This is a genomic window from Rhizobium sp. BK098, assembly GCF_014193155.1.
Taxonomy (GTDB): domain Bacteria; phylum Pseudomonadota; class Alphaproteobacteria; order Rhizobiales; family Rhizobiaceae; genus Rhizobium.
In genome coordinates, this window is record NZ_JACHYY010000005.1 from 400,748 (window position 1) to 423,653 (window position 22,906).

22 protein-coding genes are annotated in these 22,906 nt (G+C 61.0%); 9 read left to right on the forward strand and 13 right to left on the reverse strand.

The window, feature by feature from the left end; all coding sequences use genetic code 11:
• Positions 1 to 211 precede the first annotated feature (211 nt).
• The 6 genes from ahcY to FHT73_RS16305 all read right to left on the reverse strand — a co-directional run bounded on the left by ahcY (position 212) and on the right by FHT73_RS16305 (position 5,710).
• Positions 212 to 1,612, reverse strand: coding sequence for an adenosylhomocysteinase (gene ahcY / locus FHT73_RS16280; protein ID WP_112338580.1), 1,401 nt, complete (start codon positions 1,610 to 1,612; stop codon positions 212 to 214).
• Between the two features lie 178 nt (positions 1,613 to 1,790).
• Complete coding sequence (locus tag FHT73_RS16285; RefSeq protein ID WP_015338201.1) at positions 1,791 to 2,066, reverse strand: HPr family phosphocarrier protein; 276 nt, start codon at positions 2,064 to 2,066, stop codon at positions 1,791 to 1,793.
• Between the two features lie 19 nt (positions 2,067 to 2,085).
• Positions 2,086 to 2,487: a PTS sugar transporter subunit IIA gene (locus tag FHT73_RS16290; RefSeq protein WP_015338202.1), complete on the reverse strand. Its 402-nt coding sequence runs from the start codon at positions 2,485 to 2,487 to the stop codon at positions 2,086 to 2,088.
• Between the two features lie 152 nt (positions 2,488 to 2,639).
• Positions 2,640 to 3,092 carry an HPr kinase/phosphorylase gene (locus FHT73_RS16295; protein ID WP_183712962.1) on the reverse strand — a complete coding sequence of 151 codons (453 nt, stop codon included), beginning with the start codon at positions 3,090 to 3,092 and terminating at the stop codon, positions 2,640 to 2,642.
• An 8-nt stretch (positions 3,093 to 3,100) separates the two neighbouring features.
• Positions 3,101 to 4,894, reverse strand: coding sequence for a sensor histidine kinase (locus tag FHT73_RS16300; protein WP_015338204.1), 1,794 nt, complete (start codon positions 4,892 to 4,894; stop codon positions 3,101 to 3,103).
• Between the two features lie 84 nt (positions 4,895 to 4,978).
• Entirely contained in the window at positions 4,979 to 5,710 is a 732-nt protein-coding gene (locus FHT73_RS16305; RefSeq protein WP_197923095.1) for a response regulator transcription factor, read from the reverse strand.
• Between the two features lie 350 nt (positions 5,711 to 6,060).
• Here FHT73_RS16305 and FHT73_RS16310 point away from each other — a divergent pair, with 350 nt between their 5' ends.
• The 3 genes from FHT73_RS16310 to FHT73_RS16320 all read left to right on the forward strand — a co-directional run bounded on the left by FHT73_RS16310 (position 6,061) and on the right by FHT73_RS16320 (position 9,121).
• Positions 6,061 to 7,671, forward strand: coding sequence for a phosphoenolpyruvate carboxykinase (locus tag FHT73_RS16310; RefSeq protein ID WP_183712965.1), 1,611 nt, complete (start codon positions 6,061 to 6,063; stop codon positions 7,669 to 7,671).
• A gap of 118 nt (positions 7,672 to 7,789) precedes the next feature.
• On the forward strand, positions 7,790 to 8,224 hold the full coding sequence (gene arfB, locus FHT73_RS16315) for an alternative ribosome rescue aminoacyl-tRNA hydrolase ArfB (RefSeq protein ID WP_183712970.1): 435 nt from the start codon (positions 7,790 to 7,792) through the stop codon (positions 8,222 to 8,224).
• 288 nt (positions 8,225 to 8,512) lie between these two features.
• Complete coding sequence (locus FHT73_RS16320) at positions 8,513 to 9,121, forward strand: alpha-ketoglutarate-dependent dioxygenase AlkB (RefSeq protein ID WP_183712972.1); 609 nt, start codon at positions 8,513 to 8,515, stop codon at positions 9,119 to 9,121.
• 3 nt (positions 9,122 to 9,124) lie between these two features.
• Here FHT73_RS16320 and coaA read toward each other — a convergent pair whose 3' ends face one another.
• From coaA to hisB, 7 genes are read right to left on the reverse strand one after another with little or no spacing between them, the layout of a single operon-like run.
• On the reverse strand, positions 9,125 to 10,120 hold the full coding sequence (coaA, locus tag FHT73_RS16325; protein ID WP_112400225.1) for a type I pantothenate kinase: 996 nt from the start codon (positions 10,118 to 10,120) through the stop codon (positions 9,125 to 9,127).
• A gap of 7 nt (positions 10,121 to 10,127) precedes the next feature.
• Entirely contained in the window at positions 10,128 to 10,442 is a 315-nt protein-coding gene (locus FHT73_RS16330; RefSeq protein WP_112607006.1) for a phosphoribosyl-ATP diphosphatase, read from the reverse strand.
• 14 nt (positions 10,443 to 10,456) lie between these two features.
• A complete protein-coding gene (gene hisF / locus FHT73_RS16335) occupies positions 10,457 to 11,245 on the reverse strand; it encodes an imidazole glycerol phosphate synthase subunit HisF (RefSeq protein WP_112607008.1) in 789 nt (262 codons plus the stop codon).
• A complete protein-coding gene (hisA, locus tag FHT73_RS16340) occupies positions 11,242 to 11,985 on the reverse strand; it encodes a 1-(5-phosphoribosyl)-5-[(5-phosphoribosylamino)methylideneamino]imidazole-4-carboxamide isomerase (RefSeq protein WP_112607010.1) in 744 nt (247 codons plus the stop codon). Before hisA ends, hisF begins: the two co-directional genes overlap by 4 nt.
• A 25-nt stretch (positions 11,986 to 12,010) precedes the next feature.
• Complete coding sequence (gene hisH, locus FHT73_RS16345) at positions 12,011 to 12,661, reverse strand: imidazole glycerol phosphate synthase subunit HisH (protein ID WP_183712976.1); 651 nt, start codon at positions 12,659 to 12,661, stop codon at positions 12,011 to 12,013.
• A 2-nt stretch (positions 12,662 to 12,663) separates the two neighbouring features.
• Positions 12,664 to 13,161 (reverse strand): DUF2628 domain-containing protein, encoded by a 498-nt coding sequence (locus FHT73_RS16350; protein WP_183712979.1) that lies wholly within the window; start codon positions 13,159 to 13,161, stop codon positions 12,664 to 12,666.
• A gap of 24 nt (positions 13,162 to 13,185) precedes the next feature.
• Entirely contained in the window at positions 13,186 to 13,794 is a 609-nt protein-coding gene (gene hisB, locus FHT73_RS16355; protein ID WP_015338215.1) for an imidazoleglycerol-phosphate dehydratase HisB, read from the reverse strand.
• A gap of 213 nt (positions 13,795 to 14,007) precedes the next feature.
• On the opposite strand from hisB, the gene hslV reads away from it, so the two are divergent.
• The 6 genes from hslV (at position 14,008) to FHT73_RS16385 (ending at position 22,900) form a co-directional block, all read left to right on the forward strand.
• Complete coding sequence (hslV, locus tag FHT73_RS16360) at positions 14,008 to 14,538, forward strand: ATP-dependent protease subunit HslV (RefSeq protein WP_183712982.1); 531 nt, start codon at positions 14,008 to 14,010, stop codon at positions 14,536 to 14,538.
• A gap of 44 nt (positions 14,539 to 14,582) precedes the next feature.
• Positions 14,583 to 15,893: an ATP-dependent protease ATPase subunit HslU gene (gene hslU / locus FHT73_RS16365; protein ID WP_183712985.1), complete on the forward strand. Its 1,311-nt coding sequence runs from the start codon at positions 14,583 to 14,585 to the stop codon at positions 15,891 to 15,893.
• 163 nt (positions 15,894 to 16,056) lie between these two features.
• Positions 16,057 to 17,010, forward strand: coding sequence for a DUF1402 family protein (locus tag FHT73_RS16370; RefSeq protein WP_183712988.1), 954 nt, complete (start codon positions 16,057 to 16,059; stop codon positions 17,008 to 17,010).
• Positions 17,011 to 17,128: 118 nt separating this feature from the next.
• Positions 17,129 to 18,523, forward strand: a complete 1,395-nt coding sequence (locus FHT73_RS16375; RefSeq protein WP_112414763.1) for a cytochrome P450 — start codon at positions 17,129 to 17,131, stop codon at positions 18,521 to 18,523.
• An 86-nt stretch (positions 18,524 to 18,609) separates the two neighbouring features.
• Complete coding sequence (locus FHT73_RS16380) at positions 18,610 to 20,613, forward strand: hydantoinase/oxoprolinase family protein (RefSeq protein WP_183712991.1); 2,004 nt, start codon at positions 18,610 to 18,612, stop codon at positions 20,611 to 20,613.
• 118 nt (positions 20,614 to 20,731) lie between these two features.
• On the forward strand, positions 20,732 to 22,900 hold the full coding sequence (locus FHT73_RS16385; RefSeq protein ID WP_183712994.1) for a malate synthase G: 2,169 nt from the start codon (positions 20,732 to 20,734) through the stop codon (positions 22,898 to 22,900).
• Positions 22,901 to 22,906 lie beyond the last annotated feature (6 nt).

Sequence of the window (22,906 nt, forward strand, 5' to 3'; positions counted from 1 at the left end):
GTCGAGCAGACCTAAAATCATCCGGCTCTACTGTGCCGCATCCTGACAAGACATCCCATTTTCATGGCTCCGGGCACGCCCGGTTCGTCACGAATCAAGTGTAAAAACAATACTGCCTAGGAGAATCTGGGGGAAGGGAGCTGGCTAAAAAATAAGCCCCGGCATTTGTCAATGCCAGGGCCACAAGATGTTGTGGATACTGTTTTAATAATCAGTATCTGTAGTGGTCGGACTTGAACGGGCCCTTCGGCGTGACGCCGATATACGATGCCTGCTCTTCCGAAAGCTCCGTCAGCTTCACGCCGAGCTTGGCAAGATGCAGGCGGGCAACCTTCTCGTCGAGGTGCTTCGGCAGGACGTAGACTTCGTTCTTGTACTGGCCGGGCTTGGTGAAGAGCTCGATCTGCGCCAGCGTCTGGTTGGTGAAGGAAGCCGACATCACGAAGGACGGGTGACCGGTGGCGTTGCCAAGATTCAGGAGACGGCCTTCCGAGAGCAGGATGATGCGGTTGCCCTTGGAGAATTCGACCATGTCGACCTGCGGCTTGATGTTCGTCCATTTCTGGTTCCGCAGGGCGGCAACCTGGATTTCGTTATCGAAGTGGCCGATGTTGCCGACGATCGCCATGTCCTTCATCGCACGCATGTGGTCGATGCGGATGACGTCCTTGTTGCCGGTCGTGGTGATGAAGATGTCGGCCGAGGAAACGACGTCCTCGAGCTGAACGACTTCATAGCCGTCCATGGCAGCCTGCAGTGCGCAGATCGGGTCGACTTCCGTGACCTTGACGCGAGCACCGGCCCCGGAGAGCGAAGCGGCAGAACCCTTGCCGACATCGCCATAGCCGCAGACGACGGCGACCTTGCCGGCCATCATGACGTCGGTGGCACGGCGGATACCGTCGACCAGCGATTCCTTGCAGCCGTACTTGTTGTCGAACTTCGACTTGGTGACGCTGTCGTTGACGTTGATGGCCGGGAAGGGCAGAAGGCCCTTTTGGCTGAGCTGGTAGAGGCGGTTGACGCCCGTCGTGGTTTCTTCGGTCACACCCTTGATGGCATCGCGCTGCTTGGTGAACCAGCCAGGCGTTGCCTGAAGGCGCTTCTTGATCTGCGCGAAGAGGATTTCTTCTTCTTCCGAATGCGGGTTGGAGAGCACGTCCTCACCGGCTTCGGCGCGGGCGCCGAGCAGGATGTACATGGTGGCATCGCCGCCATCGTCGAGGATCATGTTGGAAAGACCGCCATCGGCCCACTGGAAGATCTTGTCGGTATAGATCCAATAATCTTCGAGGCTCTCGCCCTTGACGGCAAAGACCGGAACGCCGGATGCGGCGATTGCGGCGGCGGCATGGTCCTGCGTCGAGAAGATGTTGCAGGATGCCCAGCGCACCTGAGCGCCGAGTGCCACCAGCGTCTCGATGAGAACGGCCGTCTGGATCGTCATGTGCAGGGAGCCGGTGATGCGGGCGCCCTTGAGCGGCTGCGCTTCGCCGAATTCGGCGCGGCAGGCCATCAGCCCCGGCATCTCGGTTTCGGCGATCGTGATTTCCTTGCGGCCGAAGTCGGCAAGGCCGATATCCGCGACGATGTAGTCCTTTTCAGTGCTCATGAAGGTCTCCAGCCTGAACGATGCAGTCGCGCCGCGGGCAGACGCCTCGGCCGAATGCAACAAGAATTGCACGCTGACAGCGTGTGGATGATGCCGTGTAGCAGGCTTCAGGGTGGAAATCAATAATGATATAAAGAAGTCTTTATGTCTTTATATCCGCGATAGCAGGCGGAAAAGCCTACATTTCCTCGCCGAACTTGTTGGCGACCAGTTGGTCGAGTGCCTCGAGCGCTTCGGCTGCCTGATTGCCGCTTGCTGCGACAAGCACGCTGCAGCCCGGGCTGGCTGCCAGCATCATCAGGCCCATGATCGAAGTTCCGCCGACCGTGGTGCCGTCTTTTGAAACGGTGATCACGGCGTCGTAGGCTTCGACAGTCTGGACGAATTTCGCGGAGGCACGGGCATGCAGGCCCCGCTTGTTGATGATCAGGAGTTCCCGGGAAAGCTCGGTCATGGGAGCGGTGTTTGCCTCGTTATTTGCCACTGAGCACACGGCTGGCCACGTTGATATATTTGCGCCCGGCCTCTGAGGCCTCCACCAGAGCTCTTTCCATGTTGTTGTCGCCGCGTACGCCCGCGAGCTTGATCAGCATCGGCAAATTGACGCCGGCGATGACCTCGGTATGGCCGCTATTCATGACGGAGATTGCGAGATTGGAAGGAGTGCCGCCGAACATGTCGGTGAGGATGATGACGCCGTGCCCGTCATCGGCGCCGGCAACGGCTTGCAGAATGTCCTGCCGCCGCTTGTCCATGTCGTCTTCGGGACCGATGCATACCGTCTCAATGAACTTCTGCGGACCAACGACATGCTCGACGGCATGCCGAAACTCTTCAGCCAGCTTGCCATGAGTGACAAGCACAAGTCCAATCATGATATTACTGCTCCCATGGCATACGCAAACAGGTGGCCAATATCGCAATGCAGCAATGTCGTCCACCGGTGGGGGGACATCTTGGCGATGAAAAGGCGAAGTGCAAGCTTAAAATATAGGATTTGCATGCCTGTTCGGGCCTAAATGGCCGATTAGCCGAAACTCGCGCCGATTTTCGCTATTATTACGGCCAGCGGATTCGCGGAGGTTGCGGCCAGGCGGATCACGGGCAACCGGATGGAGCGGGTTATATCGGCCTGCTCGTCTTCCGGCGGCATCCTTTCCGCCGTGGCCGGATCGACCGGGCGGACGGCGAAGTGCATTTCGCCTTCGGAAATGTAAGGCATCCGGACGATGCCGGTATAGCGGATTTCCATGAGCCCTTCGATGGAGGGCGGGCATTTCGCAATCACTGAGCCACTTTGCTCGCTGATCAGCACCCGGTCGTCGGCAACAAGGCTTGCCGTCAGTCCGAGCGGTTTGGCAGCGGCAAGGCACGAAAAGGCGAGGGCGGATTTGCCGCTGCCCGAAGGACCGAGAAACAGGAGCCCGGTCCTGCCGATGACGATCGCCGTGGCGTGGATATTGGTCGCTTCGCCGGTCATGCGAGCGCTCACGCCTGCGTCTGGGCGGGAAGCGACAGGATGAACCGTGCCCCGAGCAGCGTCGAGCCATCGCTGTCGACGATATTCTCGGCGCGTAGCGAGCCGCCATGCGCTTCGGCGATCTGCCGGCTGATCGAAAGGCCGAGGCCGGAATTCTGCCCGAAACCTTCGGATTCAGGCCGGTCGGTATAGAAGCGTTCGAAGATGCGGTCGATATTTTCGGCCTGAATGCCGGGACCGTTATCTTCGATATAGATGACGCAACGCGTCCGCGTCCGCGTCAGCCGCACGGTGATCTTGCCGGTTTCCGCCGGGACGAAGGATCGCGCGTTTTCGATGAGATTGGTGACGATCTGACCGATGCGCAGGTCGTGACCCTCGACGGAGAAATTCGTCTTGTTGCCCGGCTTGCGGTCGACGACATATTCGATTTCGACGGCCTTCTTGCTGTGTCCGACTTGTCTGGAAATATCGATCATGTCGCGCAGCAGTACTTCCAGATCGAGCGACTTCGCATCCGGGCGCGCAAGTTCGGCGTCAAGGCGCGATGCATCGGAGATATCGCTGATCAGGCGGTCGAGGCGGCGAACGTCGTGCTGGATCACGTCCATCAGCCGCTTCTTCGAATCATCGCTCTTGGCGAGCGGCAGCGTTTCGACAGCGCTGCGCAGCGACGTCAACGGGTTTTTCAGTTCGTGGCTGACGTCGGCTGCAAAACTCTCGATGGCATCGATGCGATCATAGAGTGCCGATGTCATGTCGCGCAATGCGATCGACAGGTTGCCGATCTCGTCCTGGCGGGCGGAAAAGTCAGGGATTTCCTCGCGTTCCTTCGCCCCACCGCGGCGCACGCGGATGGCCGCAGCCGAAAGCCGGCGCAGCGGATTGGCGATGGTGGAGGATAAAAGCAGCGAGAGCACGACGTTGACCAGCGTCGCGACGCCGAACACGCGCATGATCGCGAGACGCTCGGCATGAACGATCTTGTCGATGTCGCCGGCCTGGGTCGAGAGCAGCAAGACGCCGAGCACGGCGCGGAAGCGCTGGATCGGCACGGCGACCGAAACGATCAGCTCGCCCTTCTCCGTGGTGCGAACCACAGCGCCGCGCACGCCGGTCAGCGCATTCATGACTTCCGGATAGATCGAACCGTCGCCGCCGGGCGCTTCCTTATAGACAGGCAGGTTGCCCGGCTGCAGCATCTTGTTGAGCAACCCGCTGAACCAGTCGGACCAGCTCTGCTTCTCGTCGTCGACGGGGGGCAGGTCGTAGCGCAGCACTTGACCGCGCGAATAAAGATGGCGGCTGTCGAGCAGCAAGTTGGCATCGGCATCGAAGATGCGGGCGCGGGTGCGTGTCGGCGAGATCAGCCGCGTCAGCACCGGCGCCACCTTTTCCGGATCGATCGGGAATTCGAGATCCTCATCGTTCGGAACGGGCGTGATGCTCTGGCCGGCCTGCAGCTCCAGCAGCTTCTGCGGATCGATGGTGATGGAGTTGGTATCGACCGATGCCGACGCCGAGACGGCACCGGCGATGATCTCGCCCTGCGTCAAGAGGCTCTCGACGCGGGCATCAATCAGGCCTTCGCGGAACTGGTTGAGATAGAGAATGCCGCCGACCAGAACGACGAGGGCGGCCAGATTGAAGAACAGGATGCGCCGCGTCAGGCTCGAAAAGACAGCATTGCCGAAGATACGGCGGATCAGCACGAAGGGATGAGTCCAGCGCCGGCGCGCGATTCGAGCGCCGCTCGGGCTTTCCGAGTCGTCTATATCCCTGTCCTGCACCAGCTGTGCCAAGCCTACGGCCCTTTCGAAGAACGGGATTCGCGACCCCGTCCGCATGCTCTTATTCCATCGTCCGCCGCATGGTCCAGTTAACTCTTATGCAGCTTCACGGAAGCGGTAGCCGACGCCATACAGCGTCTCGATCATATCAAAATCGAGGTCGACCATCTTGAATTTCTTGCGCAGCCGCTTGATGTGGCTGTCGATCGTGCGGTCGTCGACATAGACCTGCTCGTCGTAGGCCGCATCCATCAGCGCGTCGCGGCTCTTGACTACGCCGGGGCGTTGGGCAAGCGAATGCAGGATGAGGAATTCGGTGACGGTGAGCGTGACCGGCTCGCCCTTCCAGGTGCAGGTATGGCGTTCCTGGTCCATGACGAGCTGTCCGCGTTCCAGCGACCGGGCCTGCTGCGCAGCACCCGGCTTGGCGGCCGCTGCGCCGCCGGCAGCATTTGCGGCTTCGCGAGCGGAGGCACGGCGGAGAACGGCCTTGACGCGTTCTACCAGCAGACGCTGGGAGAACGGCTTGGTGATGAAGTCGTCGGCGCCCATCTTCAAGCCGAAGAGTTCGTCGATTTCCTCGTCCTTCGAGGTCAGGAAAATCACTGGTATATCGGATTTCTGGCGCAGGCGGCGCAGAAGTTCCATGCCATCCATGCGGGGCATCTTGATATCGAAGATCGCCAGTTGTGGCGGCCGGGCAAGCAGGCCGTCCAGCGCCGAGGCTCCGTCCGTGTAGGTCTCTACCTTATATCCCTCTGCTTCCAAGGCAATCGAAACGGAAGTCAGGATATTGCGGTCGTCGTCAACGAGCGCGATTGTCAACATGGTGTTCGTCTCCGTCATCAGTGCGCGTCTCCCGGATTTGGAATCCAGCCCAGGCGGTCTGCCAGCTCGGTCGGCGGTAACCTGGCGCGCTTATGGGGATAAAGGTGGAACAAATTGTGGCAAAGATAAAGGGGAGGATTGTTGCGGAGAAAAACCCTTGCGCAAGGGTTGTGTAACGTAACGTCCCGTAGCCTGCTATTCAAACGATTTAAAATTATGGAAATTTATTTAAATCGATTAAATAACTGATATCATTAAATATTTCTCACGGCAGGCTCTTGTGCTTTTAAAAAGACCTCTCTACGCTTTAGATAATTCTAACGGCCAAGCCCCTTGTAGAGGAAAAAGTGATGGAGCAATTCGGCGTCCGCAATCCCGCGACTGAACTGGGATCGATCGGCCTGGGAGCCGCCGCCAGTGTGCGTTACAACCTCATGGAGGCCCATCTTTACGAAGAGGCGATTCGCCGTCGCGAGGCCGATCTGACCGCCGATGGTGCGCTTAGGGCCTTGACCGGCCAGCACACCGGCCGTTCGCCGAAGGACAAGTTCGTGGTGCGCAACGCCACCACCGAAGACCAGATCTGGTGGGACAACAACAAGCCGATGTCGCCGGAGCATTTCGAGCTGCTGCACGAGGAAATGCTGGCCCATGCCCGCGGCAAGGACCTGTTCGTGCAGGATCTGATCGGCGGCGCCGATGTCGAATACGCCTTGCCGACGCGCGTCATTACCGAATTCGCCTGGCATTCGCTGTTCATCCGCAACCTGCTGATCCGTCCTGATCGCGCGGCGCTGGAAAGCTTCGTACCGCAGCTGACGATCATCGACCTGCCAAGCTTCCGCGCCGATCCGGAGCGCCATGGCTGCCGCACCGAAACAGTGATCGCCTGCGATTTCGTCAATGGCATCGTCCTGATCGGCGGCACCTCCTATGCCGGCGAGATGAAGAAATCGGTATTCACGGCGCTGAACTACATGCTACCCGAGCGCGGCGTCATGCCGATGCATTGCTCGGCCAATGTCGGTCCTGAAGGCGATGCCGCGATCTTCTTCGGCCTGTCGGGCACCGGCAAGACGACGCTGTCGGCTGATCCCACCCGTACGCTGATTGGCGACGACGAGCACGGCTGGGGCGAAAACGGCATCTTCAACTTCGAAGGTGGCTGCTATGCCAAGACCATCCGCCTTTCGGCAGAAGCCGAGCCGGAAATCTATGCCACGACGCGCCGTTTCGGCACCGTCTTGGAAAACGTCGTGCTCGACGAGCATGGCCGGCCGGATCTCGACGATGGCTCGCTGACGGAAAACACCCGCAGCGCCTACCCGCTGCATTTCATCCCGAATGCCTCGGAATCCGGTATCACCGGTCATCCTGAGACGATCATCATGCTGACGGCGGACGCTTTCGGCGTCATGCCGCCGATTGCCAAGCTGACACCGGATCAGGCGATGTACCACTTCCTGTCCGGCTACACCGCCAAGGTCGCCGGCACGGAAAAGGGCGTCGTCGAGCCGGAAGCGACCTTCTCGACCTGCTTCGGCGCTCCCTTCATGCCGCGCCATCCGGCCGAATACGGCAACCTCCTCAAGGAGCTGATCGCCCGCCACGGCGCTCGTTGCTGGCTGGTCAACACCGGCTGGACCGGCGGCGCTTACGGCACGGGACGCCGTATGCCGATCAAGGCGACGCGCGCGCTGTTGGCCGCCGCTCTCAAGGGCGATCTCGACAATGTCGAATTCCGCATCGATGCGAATTTCGGCTTTGCGGTTCCGGTGGCCGTCGAAGGTGTCGACACGGCCATTCTAGACCCACGCTCCACCTGGGCCGACGGCGAAGCCTATGATGCGCAGGCCAAGAAGCTGGTGCAGATGTTCGTCACCAACTTCGCCAAGTTCGAGGATCATGTGGACGGCAACGTCCGCGATGCGGCACCGGGAATCCGCGTTGCAGCCGAATAAACATCCAGAACGGGAATGACTCACGTGAAACCCGGCGGCCAGTTCGCCGGGTTTCATTTTATCCGGCAGTAGTTTTCAACCGCGCATCAATGTGGGATAGACAGGCGCGGAGAAAACCATGGCCAGCGACGCGCTTTACATCAACGACCGGATCACCATTGCCGGCTGGGAGCTGACGGAACAATTCGTTCTGGCGGGCGGTCCTGGCGGTCAAAACGTCAACAAGGTCGCGACCGCAGTCCAGCTTTTCTTCAACGTCCAGAATTCCCCCTCGCTGACCGACCGCGTCAAGGCGAATGCGATCAGGCTTGCCGGCCGTCGTGTGTCCAAGGATGGCGTGCTGATGATCGAGGCCAGCCGTTTCCGCAGCCAGGACCGCAATCGCGAGGACGCCCGCGAGCGGCTGAAGGAACTGATCCTCGAAGCAGCCGCCCCGCCGCCGCCGCGGCGGCGAAAGACCAAGCCGACAAAGGGATCGATCGAGCGCCGGCTGAAGGAGAAATCCGGACGCTCCGAGGTCAAGAAGATGCGCGGCAAGGTCGGCGGCGACTAGATTTGGTTTTCGGGCTGCAGTTTTGGCTTGGCTGGGTAAAATTGTAGCTTGTCGGGCGAGTTCAGTTTTGTGGACGCTGTCTGCCCGGCCCCTCATCCTAGCCTTCTCCCCGCATGCGGGGAGAAGGGATGACACAGCGAAACAACAAGACTCTCAGTTGCGGCGGCTGGCTTGAGGCAGGGTAAACCCCCTCGCCCCGCTTGCGGGGAGAGGGCGGGGGTGAGGGGCCAGGCACAATAGCGCGGCAATGATATGCTCACCTGATCAGCACCATTGCAGGAAACCAAAATGCTGCTCCCCAACGGAATTCGCCATCTCCCCGGATATCTCGACCGCCCTACCCAGGAAGCGCTCGTCCAGACGATTCGCAGCATCGTGGCAGAGGCGCCGCTTTACACACCGGTCATGCCGGGTACCGGCAAGGAGATGTCCGTGCGCATGACCAATTGCGGTTCGCTCGGCTGGGTGACGGACAAGCAGCGCGGCTATCGCTATCAGCCGACCCATCCGGTCACCGGTCGCCCGTGGCCGCCCATGCCGCCGCAATTGCTCGATCTCTGGCGCGATATAGCTGGCTATGGAAAGCCGCCGGAAGCCTGCCTCGTCAATTTCTATGGCGACGATGCCCGCATGGGCCTGCATCAGGATCGCGACGAACAGGATCTCAAGGCGCCCGTGCTATCGGTCTCGCTCGGCAATACCTGCCTCTTTCGAGTCGGAGGTCTCAACCGCAACGATCGCACGCTATCCTTCAAGCTCGCGAGCGGCGATATCGTCGTACTCGGTGGCGAGGGCAGGCTGTGCTTCCACGGCGTCGATCGCATCTATCCGGCAACGTCGACATTGCTGAAGAATGGCGGACGTATCAATCTGACGTTACGGCGTGTTCAGCCCTGAGCCTCAGAGCTTTCTGAGCGCCACCTGCTCGATCAGATGATTCTTGCCCTTCTGCAGGATAAGATCGGCACGCGGGCGCGTCGGCAGGATATTCTGGCGCAGGTTCTTCAGGTTGATGTTCTTCCAGAGCCCCTCGGCGATCGCCAGCGCCTCTTCCTCGCTGATCGAGGCATAGCGATGGAAGAAGGAGTTGGGATCGCGGAAGGCGGTCTCCCGCAGTCGCATGAAGCGGGCGACATACCAGTTGTGGATGAGCTCCTCGTCGGCATCGATATAGATCGAGAAATCGAAGAAATCGGAGACCATCGGCACGATCTTGCCATCGGCCGGCAGATGCCGCGATTGCAGCACGTTGATGCCCTCGAAGATCAGGATATCCGGGCGGTCGACCGTCTTGAATTCATTCGGCAGCACGTCGTAGACGAGGTGCGAATAAGAAGGTGCCTGCACATTCGGCTGGCCGGCCTTGATCGCCGAGAGGAAACGCAGCAGTGCTGCGGTATCGTAGCTTTCCGGAAAGCCCTTGCGCTGCATCAGGTTGCGGCGCTGCAATTCGGCGTTCGGATAGAGAAAGCCGTCCGTGGTGACCAGATCGACCTTCGGGCTCGACGGCCAGCGGCCCAGCAATTCTTTCAGGATACGAGCTGTCGTGGACTTGCCGACGGCGACCGAACCGGCGATGCCGATGACGAAGGGCGTCTTAGCAATATCGGAGAGGCTGAGGAAGCGGTTGCGCTGCTCGAACAGGATCTGCGAGGATTCCACATGCGAGGACAAAAGCCGCGACAGCGACAGATAGATGCGCCTGACTTCGTCAAGATCGATCGGGTCGCCCATGGAGCGCAGTCGCTTCACTTCGTCTGATGTCAGCGTCAGCGGCGTGTCGGCCCGGAATTTCGCCCATTCTTCCGAGGAAAAGAAGTAGTACGGCGAATAGGCCTTCGCCTCGAAAATATCGAGTGTCTCGGGCGCGGGCTCGCTCTTGGTCGCTATTGTCATCGCGTTCTTACCGGCTGGCCTTTTCCTGAAGGCCGGATTGGGCGGTGCGCCTTTCGAGCTCACCCATGACATTCTCTAACGGAATGCCGGCAATCTTCAATACGACTAAAAGATGATATAGCAGATCGGCCGCCTCGTAGGCGAGGTTGTCGCGATCGTTGGTGACCGCGGCCATCACGGCTTCGATCGCTTCTTCGCCCAGTTTCTTCGCTGCCTTCGGCTGGCCGGCGGCGAAAAGCTTCGCCGTCCAGGATTCGTCCGGCGAAGCCTTGGAGCGTTCCTCGATGATTCGTTCGAGGTCGGAAAGGGTAAATCCGCTCATTGGTCCGCTGTCTCCTAATCCAGCCGCATCGGAATGCCGCGCTCGGCCATATAGCGCTTTGCCTCGCCCACCGAATAGGTGCCGAAGTGGAAGATCGAAGCGGCAAGCACCGCCGTCGCATGGCCTTCCTTGACGCCGGCAACGAGGTCGTCGAGATCGCCGACGCCGCCTGAGGCGATAACCGGCACGCGCACCGCATCGGCAATCGCCCGTGTCAGCTCCAGATCGTAGCCGACCTTGGTGCCGTCGCGGTCCATGGAGGTGACAAGCAGCTCGCCGGCACCGCGCTCGACCATCTTGCGGGCAAAATCGACGGCATCGATGCCGGTCGCAATGCGGCCGCCGTGGGTGTAGATTTCCCAGGCGCTCAGATTGTCGCCGCCGAGCGCCTCGGTCCGCCGCCGCTTGGCATCGATGGATACCACGATGCACTGGTTGCCGAACTTGTCGGCCGCTTCAGCCACGAAATCGGGATTGTTGACCGCCGCCGAGTTGATCGAAACCTTGTCGGCGCCGCAGAGCAGCAGCTTGCGGATATCGGCAATGGTGCGCACGCCGCCGCCGACCGTAACGGGCATAAAGCACTGCTCGGCGGTGCGGGCGACAACATCGAAAATGGTGTCGCGATTGTCGGAAGAGGCCGTGATGTCGAGGAAGCATAGCTCGTCAGCACCGGCGGCGTCATAGGCCTTGGCAGCCTCGACCGGATCGCCGGCATCGATAAGATTGACGAAGTTGACGCCCTTGACGACGCGGCCGTCCTTGACGTCGAGGCAGGGGATGACGCGGGCTTTCAGGGTCATTGCGCTGCCTCCTTGGCCTGCTTGATCAGCGCCAGTGCTTCTTTCGGATCGATCCGGCCATCATAAAGCGCGCGGCCGGAAATCGCACCTTCCAGTTTGCGGGCGTCCGGCTGGATCATGCGCTTGATATCGTCGAGCGAGGCAAGCCCACCGGAAGCGATGACGGGGATGGAAACGGCATCGGCCAGTTCCAGCGTCGAGGCCCAGTTGATGCCGGTCAAGATGCCGTCGCGGTCGATGTCGGTGTAGATGATCGCGGCAACGCCGACACCTTCGAATTTCCTGGCGAGTTCGATGACGCCGAGTTCGGAGGCTTCGGCCCAGCCCTCAACCGCCACCTTGCCGCCCTTGGCATCGATGCCGACAGCAATATGGCCCGGATAACGCCGGCAGGCTTCGACGACAAGCGCTGGATCGCGCACTGCCACGGTGCCGAGGATAACGCGGGCAAGCCCGCGCGACAGCCAGTTTTCGATGTGGTCGAGCGTGCGGATACCGCCGCCGAGCTGCACCGGGTTCTTCGTCGCCTTAAGAATGGCATCGACGGCGGCGCCGTTGACGGTCTCGCCAGCGAAGGCGCCGTTGAGATCGACGACATGTAGCCATTCGAAGCCCTGGTCTTCAAAGGCTTTCGCCTGGGCACCGGGATCGGGGTTGTAGACGGTCGCCTGCTCCATGTCGCCGAGCTTGAGGCGCACGCATTGGCCGTCTTTTAGGTCGATAGCAGGAAAAAGAATCATGATGTCTGTCCTTGAAGCGCGAGCCTTACGGCTTCCAGCGCAGGAAATTGGCGATCAGGGCAAGGCCGAGCTTCTGGCTCTTTTCCGGATGGAACTGCGAGCCGGCCATATTGTCGCGACCGACGAAGGCGGTCATCGCGCCGCCATAGCTTGTGGTCGCGATGACGTCGTCGCCGTGGTCGGCTGCCAGATGATAGGAATGGACGAAATAGGCGTGCAGCCCGTCGGGGCCTGTGGGTATGCCGTCGAACAGCGCATGCGGGTGGCGGAGATCCAGCGTATTCCAGCCGATCTGCGGGATTTTCAGGTTGGGATCGCTCGGCGTCATTTCCTTGACGTCACCCTTGATCCAGCCGAAGCCTTTCGTGATCGTCTTTTCCAGCCCGCGCGACGACATCAGCTGCATGCCGACGCAGATGCCAAGGAAGGGGCGGGCCTTGTGTTCCACGACGTCGGCGACGGCTTCTGCCATGCCGGGCACGGCATCGAGGCCATGCCGGCAATCGGCATAGGCGCCGACGCCGGGAAGCACGATGCGATCCGCGGTGGCAACGCGCTCAGCGTCATCGGTCAGGTCGATCTCGGCGTCGATACCTGCCTCGCGGGCAGCTCGCTGGAAAGCCTTGGTGGCCGAGCGCAGATTGCCGGAACCATAGTCGATAATCGCGACTCGCATGGTCAGCGTCCTCCGTCATAGCCGGGAAGGCCGAAGCTCGGGCCGGGGCGGCTGGTATTAGTGTTTTTGGCCGGGATATCCCAATTTTCGGAACGGATATTCCGGTTTGGCTGCTGCTCAAGTTCGGAAAAGTGGACTTGCTCCGCAGTTGCCAGATCAGGCGCCGAGACGAGATTTTCCACTTTCCAGCCGCGGCCGATGAGACGATCGCTGATCGCATGCGGGCCTTCTAGAGCGACAAGAACATGCACGCCAAGCAGAAGTGTTGCCCCCGCGGCGAAAAAGCCCGGCTGACGCATCAGTTCCAGCGCAATACCCTGCAGCAGAACGACGGCGATCGCGTGCAGCCAAAGCCGATGGAAGAGCATCCAGAGCGTTGGAAACAGGAAAGCCGTCCATGAAAAGCCGTCGCGGATGAATCGTGTTTCGTCGCGATACCGATCCGATGCTTCGGATCGGTTCGTCGCTCCAGGCGGAGTCAAAATCAGATAGCTTGCCATTTCCTCAATTCCCCAGTTCGGGGCTCAGGCGAGCGTGCCTTTCGTCGAAGGCACCCGGCCTGCCTGCCGCGGATCGATCTCGGTTGCGGTGCGCAATGCGCGCGCAACGGCCTTGAAGCATGTCTCGGCTATATGGTGATTGTTGGCGCCATAATGGTTGAGGATATGCAGCGTGATGCCGGCATTCTGCGCCAGCGCCTGGAAGAATTCGCGCACCAGTTCGGTATCGAAGGTGCCGATCTTCGGCGCGCTGAACGAGACGTTCCAGACGAGGAAGGGCCGGCCGGAAAGATCGACGGCGGCTTTCGTCATCGTCTCGTCCATGGCGAGGTCAATCGAAGCGTAGCGCGTGATGCCGCGCCGGTCGCCCAGCGCCTTGGCAATCGCCTGGCCGATCGCGATGCCGGTATCCTCGACGGCATGATGATCGTCGACATGCAGGTCGCCCTTGGTGTCGATCTCCATGTCGATCAGCGAATGTCGCGACAGCTGTTCCAGCATATGGTCGAAGAAGCCGACACCCGTCGAAATCGTCGATTTGCCGCTGCCGTCGATGTTGACGGAAACGGAGACCGAGGTCTCGTTGGTCTTGCGGGAAACGCTTGCCGTGCGGCTCGCTGCGGTCTCTGCCATGGGCTGCTCCATCGGAATACGGCCGTTCCTTATCAGGCGTATCGGGAAATATCCAGAAGTTACGCAAGGGCCTTACGCGTTTAGCCGGCTTGCCGCCATTATTCGGGCGCGGTTGCCATTTGCAATCGTCAAAACCCCTCTTACATAGGTGCTGACGGGGCCGATACGCGGCCCGGCAGAAAGCCCGCCGAAACGGGGGCAAACAGGTGTTAAATGACGACAATTGTGACTATTCGCAAGGACGGCAAGGTCGTGATGGCTGGCGATGGCCAGGTCAGCCTTGGCCAGACCGTAATGAAGGGCAATGCGCGCAAGGTTCGCCGCATCGGCAAGGGCGATGTCATCGCCGGTTTCGCCGGCGCGACTGCCGATGCCTTCACGCTGCTCGAACGGCTTGAAAAGAAGCTCGAACAATATCCCGGCCAACTGATGCGCGCCGCCGTCGAGCTCGCCAAGGACTGGCGCACCGACAAATATCTGCGCAATCTCGAAGCCATGATGCTGGTTGCCGACAAGAACATAACGCTCGCCATCACCGGCAACGGCGATGTGCTTGAGCCCGAACACGGCGCCATGGCGATCGGTTCCGGCGGCAATTTCGCCCTCGCCGCTGCCCGTGCGCTGATGGATAGCGACAAATCGGCTGAAGACGTCGCCCGCCGCGCCCTCGATATCGCCGCCGACATTTGCGTCTACACGAACCACAATGTGGTCGTCGAAACGCTCGATGCCGAAGTCCAATAAGTTCCTCTCTTGATAGTTTCTAGCCCTGATAGGGAACATACGAAATGACCACTTTTTCCCCCCGCGAGATCGTTTCCGAGCTCGATCGCTATATTGTCGGCCAGCATGAGGCCAAGCGCGCCGTGGCGATTGCGCTGCGCAACCGCTGGCGTCGCCAGCAGCTCGAGCCCGAGCTGCGCGACGAAGTCATGCCCAAGAACATTTTGATGATCGGCCCGACCGGCGTCGGCAAGACGGAAATCTCCCGCCGCCTTGCCAAGCTTGCCGGCGCCCCCTTCATCAAGGTCGAAGCCACCAAGTTCACCGAGGTCGGCTATGTCGGCCGCGATGTCGAGCAGATCGTCCGCGATCTCGTCGAAGTCGGCATCGGTTTGGTGCGCGAAAAGAAGCGCGCCGAGGTGCAAGCCAAGGCGCATATGAGCGCCGAAGAGCGCGTACTCGATGCGCTGGTTGGCGCCACCGCCTCGCCGGCAACGCGCGACAGCTTCCGCAAGAAGCTGCGCGACGGCCAGCTTGACGACAAGGAAATTGATATCGAGGTGGCCGATACCGGCTCCGGCATGCCCGGCGGCTTCGAGATCCCCGGCATGCCCGGCGCCAATATCGGCGTACTCAACCTCTCCGAAATGTTCGGCAAGGCCATGGGCGGCCGCACGAAGAAGGTGCGCACGACGGTCAAGGATTCCTACAAGGAGCTGATCCGCGACGAGTCCGACAAGCTGATCGACAATGAGGCGATCCAGCGCGAAGCCGTGCAATCCGCCGAAAATGACGGCATCGTCTTCCTCGACGAGATCGACAAGATCGCCGCCCGCGATGGTGGCATGGGTGCCGGCGTCTCCCGCGAAGGCGTGCAGCGCGACCTGCTGCCGCTGGTCGAAGGCACGACGGTGTCGACCAAGTATGGTCCGGTGAAGACCGACCATATCCTCTTCATCGCCTCCGGTGCCTTCCATGTCTCGAAGCCTTCGGATCTTCTGCCGGAGTTGCAGGGCCGGTTGCCGATCCGCGTCGAACTCCGGCCGCTGACCAAGGAAGACTTCCGCCGCATCCTCACCGAGCCGCAGGCTAGCCTCATCCGCCAGTACAAGGCACTGATGGAAACGGAAGACCTGAAGCTCGACTTCACGGATGACGCGATCGACGCTCTCGCCGATGTCGCCGTGCATCTGAATTCGACCGTCGAGAATATCGGCGCCCGTCGCCTGCAGACGGTCATGGAGCGGGTGCTCGACGAGATCTCCTACAACGCCTCGGATCGCGCCGGGGTATCGACAACCATCGATGCCGCCTATGTCCGCGAGCATGTCGGTGACCTCGCCACCAACACCGATCTGTCCCGCTTCATTCTGTAAGCGGGCCGGCAGAAGCGATTTAAGACAGTAAACACTCGACAGCGGGCCGTTAACTTTTTAGTTAGGGGCCCGTTTCTTTGTGTCGCGTGGCTTTATTCGGCCAAGATTATCCGTCAGGCAACCGCACGGAAACATCGGTTTAAACTTCGACAGGACAGCCATCTTGCGACGGATACTGATCACTCTTCTTCTGGCAGTTGTCAGCCTTTCCTGGATACCAGCCTATGCGGAGGCGGCGACGTCGGTGCCCCCGGGCAACCGCAACGCCGAGCAGCCGCCGGTTCCCGGCGCTTCGGTCCGGCGCACGCGCGGCACGAATTCCACTTTCGACCGCAAGTATCAGAAGGTCCGTGAATTACTGGCGACCGATACGAAGCTGATGGCAAAGATCAAGTCGACAGCGCGGGCCTATGGTATCGAGCCCATTCACATCATCGGCGCGCTCGTCGGCGAGCATACCTACAATGTCGATGCTTATGATGGCCTGCAGTCCTATTACGTCAAGGCTGCCTCCTATGCCGGCCAGAGCTTCCGCTTTGCCTATAATGGCGAAAACGTGGATGATTTCGTTGCGCGGCCGCAATTCGATGCCTGCAAGGGCAAGAGCGATTCCTACAGCCTCTGGACCTGCCGTGAGGATGTCTGGGAAGATGACTTCCGCGGCAAGACCGTCGGCGGCACATCCTATCCCGACAATCGTTTCAGCGCGGTCTTCTTCCAGCCCTTCTATGCCGGTCAGACTTTCGGCCTCGGCCAGGTCAATCCGCTGACGGCCCTTGAGCTATCGGATCTCGTCAGCCGCACCTCGGGCATCCCGAAGCTCAGCGAGAAGGATGCGGGCGGCGTCTACAAGGCGATCATGGACCCGGACCTGTCGCTGGCCTTCGTCGCGGCTTCGATCCGCAAGTCGATCGATGACTATCGCTCGATCGCCGGCATGGATATCTCAGGCAATCCCGGCATCACGGCGACGCTTTATAATCTCGGCAACTCCCGCAAGCGCGCCGCAGCCCTTGCCGCCAAGAACCGCGGCTCCTCGCAGCCGGTCTGGCCGGAAGAAAATTACTATGGCTGGCTCATCAATGATAAGCTGAGCGATCTGAAGTCGCTTTTGTAAGCACTCAGCGCGACGTTTTATCGTCTGGATTTGGCAGGCGGCGCTCCCCATATGTACGGGTGCGCAGCAGCTGTTGCTTCAGTTCGAGCAATGGCCGGTTTTCGAGGAGAGTTGATCCATGGATATGATTCCGGAAGCCTTCTCTCCGCCGGCGCCGATCCCGCGTACCATTCCGCCGTCGCGATGGACGATCATCAAAACCATCCTGCGCAATCCGCTCGAACTCTGGGGCGAGCCTTCCTATACGCTGCCCTGGATCAAGACCAAGTTCTTCAACGAGCGGACGCTCATCGTCAACGATCCCGGCCTGATCAAGCATGTTCTGGTCGATAATGCAGCCAATTATCGCATGGCCGATATCCGCCAGCTCGTGCTCCGGCCGATCCTGCGCGATGGCCTGCTGACGGCGGAGGGGCCAGTTTGGAAGCGCTCGCGCAAGGCTGTGGCACCGGTGTTCACGCCACGTCATGCACAGGGCTTTGCCGGCCAGATGCTGAGCCAGAGCCTGGAATATCTGCAGAAATACGAGGACATCGGCGCGGAGGGCGCCGTGTTCGATATTGCCACCGACATGACCGAATTGACCTTCGCCATCCTGGCAGAGACCTTGTTTTCCGGCGAGATCGTCACCGAAGGCGAGCATTTCGCCGATGAGGTCAATGAGCTCCTGCATCGCATGGGCCGGGTCGATCCGATGGATCTTTTGCGCGCCCCTGCCTGGGTACCGCGCATCACCCGCATCGGCGGCCAGCGCGTGCTCGACAAGTTCCGCGGCATCGTCCGCACCACCATGGATCAGCGGCTGGACAAGATGCGCCGGGATCGCGCCAGCGCGCCGGATGATTTTCTGACGCTGCTTCTCGAAAAGGCCGGTCCGGATGGGCTGACCATGGAGGAGATCGAGGACAATATCCTCACTTTCATCGGCGCAGGCCACGAGACAACAGCCCGTGCCCTTGCCTGGACGCTCTATTGCGTCGCCAATAGCCCGCATATTCGCGATGCCATGGAAGAGGAAATCGACCGCGTGCTGGCAACTGATGCCGAGCCGGTCGCCTGGCTCGACCTGATGCCGAACGTCCGCGCCGCCTTCGAGGAGGCGATGCGCCTCTATCCGCCGGCCCCGTCGATCAATCGCGCCGCCATCGCCGATGACGAATGGGTGAGCGACAAGGGCGAGCGCGTGACGATGGAGAAGGGAATCACCGTCCTCATCATGCCCTGGACGCTGCATCGCCACGAGCTCTACTGGGAAAAGCCGCGCGCCTTCATGCCGGAGCGCTTTCTTCCGGAAAACCGGGCCAAGATCAATCGCTTCCAGTATCTGCCTTTCGGCGCCGGTCCGCGCGTCTGCATCGGCGCGACCTTCGCGCTTCAGGAGGCCGTCATTGCACTTGCCGTCATGATGCGTCGCTTCCGCTTCGACCTGACTGATGAGACCGATCCCTGGCCGGTGCAGAAGCTCACGACGCAGCCGCGCGGCGGATTGCCGATGCGGGTGACGAGACGATAGGACTGTTTTTGCCGCTTGCCAGCTAGCGGCCCGGCCCGGAAGGGTGCAATAACGATATCGCAGTGCATTCAAGGCTGGATATTGTCGTGACATCTCACTTCCTGCTCGGCATCGATACGGGTGGAACCTACACCGATGCCGTTCTCTTCCATGAAACCGAGGGCGTGGTCGCCAAGGCGAAATCGCTGACGACGCGGCATGATCTGGCCGTCGGCATTGCCGGCGCCGTCGATGCCGTCATCGCCAAGGCCGGCATTCCCGTTTCGGCGATCGGGCTCGTGTCGCTGTCGACGACACTCGCCACCAACGCACTTGTCGAAGGGCAGGGCGGTCGGGCCGGCCTGGTCATGATCGGTTTCGGCCCCGAGGATCTCAAGCGTGATGGCCTTGCGGAAGCGTTGGGCTCCGATCCTGTGCTGTTCCTCCCCGGCGGCCACAATGTTCACGGCAACGAAAACCCACTCGATCTGACGGCGCTGCGCGATGCGTTACCCGAATTGGCGAAGTCGGTGTCGTCCTTTGCCGTCGCCGGCTATTTCGCCGTACGGAATCCGGCTCATGAAATCAGGGTGCGCGATTGCATCCGCGAGATCTCGCATCTGCCGGTCACCTGCAGCCATGAACTCTCTTCCAAATTGGGTGGCCCGCGCCGCGCCCTGACGACGCTGCTCAATGCGCGCCTCGTCTCGATGATCGACCGCCTCGTCGGCGCCTGCGAAGGGTTTCTGGCGACGCGCGGCATTGCCGCGCCGATGATGGTGGTGCGCGGCGATGGCGCCTTGATTTCGGCCGATGAAGCCAAGCTCCGCCCGATCGAGACGATCCTCTCGGGTCCGGCGGCAAGCCTCGTCGGCGCGCGCTATCTCACCGGCCTCGACAATGCCGTCGTTTCCGACATCGGCGGCACTACCACCGATGTCGCCGTCATGGAGGATGGCAGGCCGCGTCTGGATGCCGATGGTGCCGTGGTCGGAGGCTATCGCACCATGGTGGAGGCGGTTGCCATGCGCACTTATGGCCTTGGCGGCGATTCCGAAGTGAAGATCAACGACCGCGGCCTCGTCGCCGCCTTCGAACTCGGCCCGCGCCGCTTGTTGCCGCTGAGCCTCGCCGCTCACATGCATGGCGATGCCGTCTTGAATGTCCTGGAGCAGCAGCTGCGGGCGACGCATCTCGCCCGCAATGCCGGCCGCTTTGCGCTGCGCACCGGCGTGCCGGATCATCTGGCAAGCGGCCTCAGCAGCGCGGAGCAGGCGTTGTTCGATCGAATCGGCGCCGTTCCCGTGGCGCTCGACAAGCTCCTGACGATGACGTCGCAGAAGGCGACTTTGGATCGGCTTGTCGCGCGAGGCCTTGTGCATCTGAGCGGCCTGACGCCTTCCGACGCCATGCACGTGCTCGGCGGGCAAAACCAGTGGAATGCAGAGGCTGCCCGCCTTGGGCTCGCTCTGGCGATGCGGCTGAAGGATGGTTCGGGACGTCTCATCGCCGAATCTGTCGAGGAATTGGCGCAGAAGATCGTTGATCGCCTCACCCGCCAGTCGGCCGATGTCATTCTCGCCGCCTGCCTTGCTGAAGATGGCGTGGCCGATCTGGATCCCGCGAAATCCATTTCCATCGACCGCGCCCTTCGCCGCGCGCCGGGGATCGCCCGCTTTGCCATTTCGCTCGATCGGCCGCTCGTCGGCCTCGGTGCTTCCGCTCCGGTCTATTATCCCGCCATTGCCGAGATGCTGGCGACCGAGAACGCCATTCCCGGCGATTCGGATGTGGCGAATGCCGTCGGTGCCGTCGTCGGTCAGGTCCGCACCAGCGTCACCGTTTTCGTCACCATGCCGGAGGATGGCATCTATGTGCTGAACGGCGCCGGCGAAAGTCTACGCTTCACCAATGAGGATCGGAGCTTCGCCGATGCCCGCTCGCGCGCCATCGAGGCGGCAATGGCGCAGGCAAGGCTGAATGGTGCCGTGGATCTGGTGGTTGCGGTGGCCGAGCAGGTGGATGCGCCCGAGGTGGAAGGTAGTCGCAAGCTGATCGAGGCCCGGTTCGTGGCGACCGCCACGGGCCGTCCCCGTATCGCCGCGGACTAATTATTTCCCGAGTGGCATAAATCTTTCGAACCATTGCCAAATTGACAGAAGTGAAACCGTGAGCAAAGTGGCAACATGTAAAAATTGAGCCGTGGAACGGCCTTGAGGAGTATATGGCATGAGCCGCATTGAAAAACACGGGCTTCAGATCGAACAGGTCCTCTACGATTTCCTCGTCAAGGAGGCGCTGCCCGGTTCCGGCGTGGATGCGGAGGCCTTCTTCGCCGGCTTTTCCAAGATCGTCCACGATCTCGCGCCAAGGAACCGTGAGCTTCTCGCCAAGCGCGACCGCATGCAGGCAACACTCGACGACTGGTATCGCAAGAACGGCGCCCCGGTCGATCTCGCCGCTTACGAAGCCTTCCTGCGCGAGATCGGCTACATCGTGCCCGAAGGCCCGGCCTTCACGATCTCGACCTCCAATATCGACCCGGAAATCTCAGAGATCGCCGGTCCGCAGCTCGTCGTTCCCGTCATGAATGCCCGCTATGCCCTGAACGCGGCCAATGCCCGCTGGGGATCGCTTTACGACGCGCTCTATGGCACCGATGCCATTCCCGAGACGGATGGCGCCGAAAAGGGTAGGGGTTACAATCCCAAGCGCGGCGAGAAGGTCATCGCTTGGGTTCGCGATTTCCTGGATTCCACCGTGCCGCTTGACGGTACCAGCTGGAAGGATGTCACCGGTCTTGCGGTCAAAGATGGCGCTTTGGCGATCGCGACCAACGGCGGCGCGGTGAAGCTCGCCGATGGCAGCCATTTCGCCGGCTATCTCGGTGATGCCGCTGCCCCCACCCATATCCTGCTGAAGCAGAACGGCATCCATATCGAAATCGTCATCGACACGGGCACGGCCATCGGCAAGTCCGATCCGGCCGGCATTTCCGATGTCCGCCTGGAATCGGCAATTACGACGATCATGGACTGCGAGGATTCGATCGCAGCCGTCGATGCCGAGGACAAGGCGGAGGTTTATCGCAACTGGCTCGGCCTGATGAAGGGCGATCTCACAGAGGAAGTCGCCAAGGGCGGCAAGACGTTTACGCGCCGGCTCAATCCCGATGTCGCTTATACCGCGCCGGATGGCAGCACCTTCGACCTGCATTGCCGCTCTCTGATGCTGGTCCGCAATGTCGGCCACCTGATGACCAATCCAGCCATCCTCGACCGCGATGGCAATGAGGTGCCTGAGGGCATCATGGACGCCGCCATCACCGGCCTGATCGCGCTCTACGACATCGGCCCGAACGGCAGCCGCAAGAATTCCCGCACCGGCTCGATGTATGTCGTCAAGCCGAAGATGCACGGCCCCGAAGAGGTCGCCTTCGCGGTCGATATCTTTACGCGCGTCGAAGACCTGCTCGGCATGCCCAGGAACACCATGAAGATGGGCATCATGGACGAGGAGCGCCGCACGACGGTGAACCTCAAGGAAGCCATCCGCGCCGCCCGCGAACGCGTCGTCTTCATCAATACCGGCTTCCTCGATCGCACCGGCGACGAGATCCATAGCTCGATGGAAGCCGGCCCGATGATCCGCAAGGGCGATATGAAGCAGGCGGCCTGGATCGGCGCCTACGAGAACTGGAACGTCGATATCGGCCTTGAATGCGGCCTTTCCGGCCATGCCCAGATCGGCAAGGGCATGTGGGCCATGCCGGACCTGATGGCCGCCATGCTCGAGCAGAAGATCGCCCATCCCAAGGCCGGCGCCAACACCGCCTGGGTGCCGTCCCCGACCGCCGCCACGCTGCACGCCACCCATTACCACCGCGTCAATGTCGCCGATGTCCAGAAGAGCCTGAAGAGCCGCGCCCGCGCCAAGCTGTCAGATATCCTCTCCGTGCCGGTCGCCTCGCGGCCGAACTGGACGCCGGAGGAAATCCAGCGCGAGATTGACAACAACAGCCAGGGCATTCTCGGCTATGTCGTGCGCTGGGTCGATCAGGGCGTCGGCTGCTCCAAGGTGCCTGACATCAACAATGTCGGCTTGATGGAAGACAGAGCTACCCTGCGCATCTCGGCGCAGCATATGGCGAACTGGCTGCACCACAAGGTCATCAGCGAAGCGCAGATTGTCGAAACGATGAAGCGTATGGCCGCCGTCGTCGATCAGCAGAATGCCGACGATCCCAATTATATTCCCATGGCCGGCAATTTCGACGACTCCGTCGCCTTCCAGGCAGCGCTCGATCTCGTCCTCAAGGGACGCGAGCAGCCAAACGGCTATACCGAACCGGTCCTGCATCGCCGCCGCATCGAGCTGAAGGCAAAGCAGGCCGGATAGGCCTGC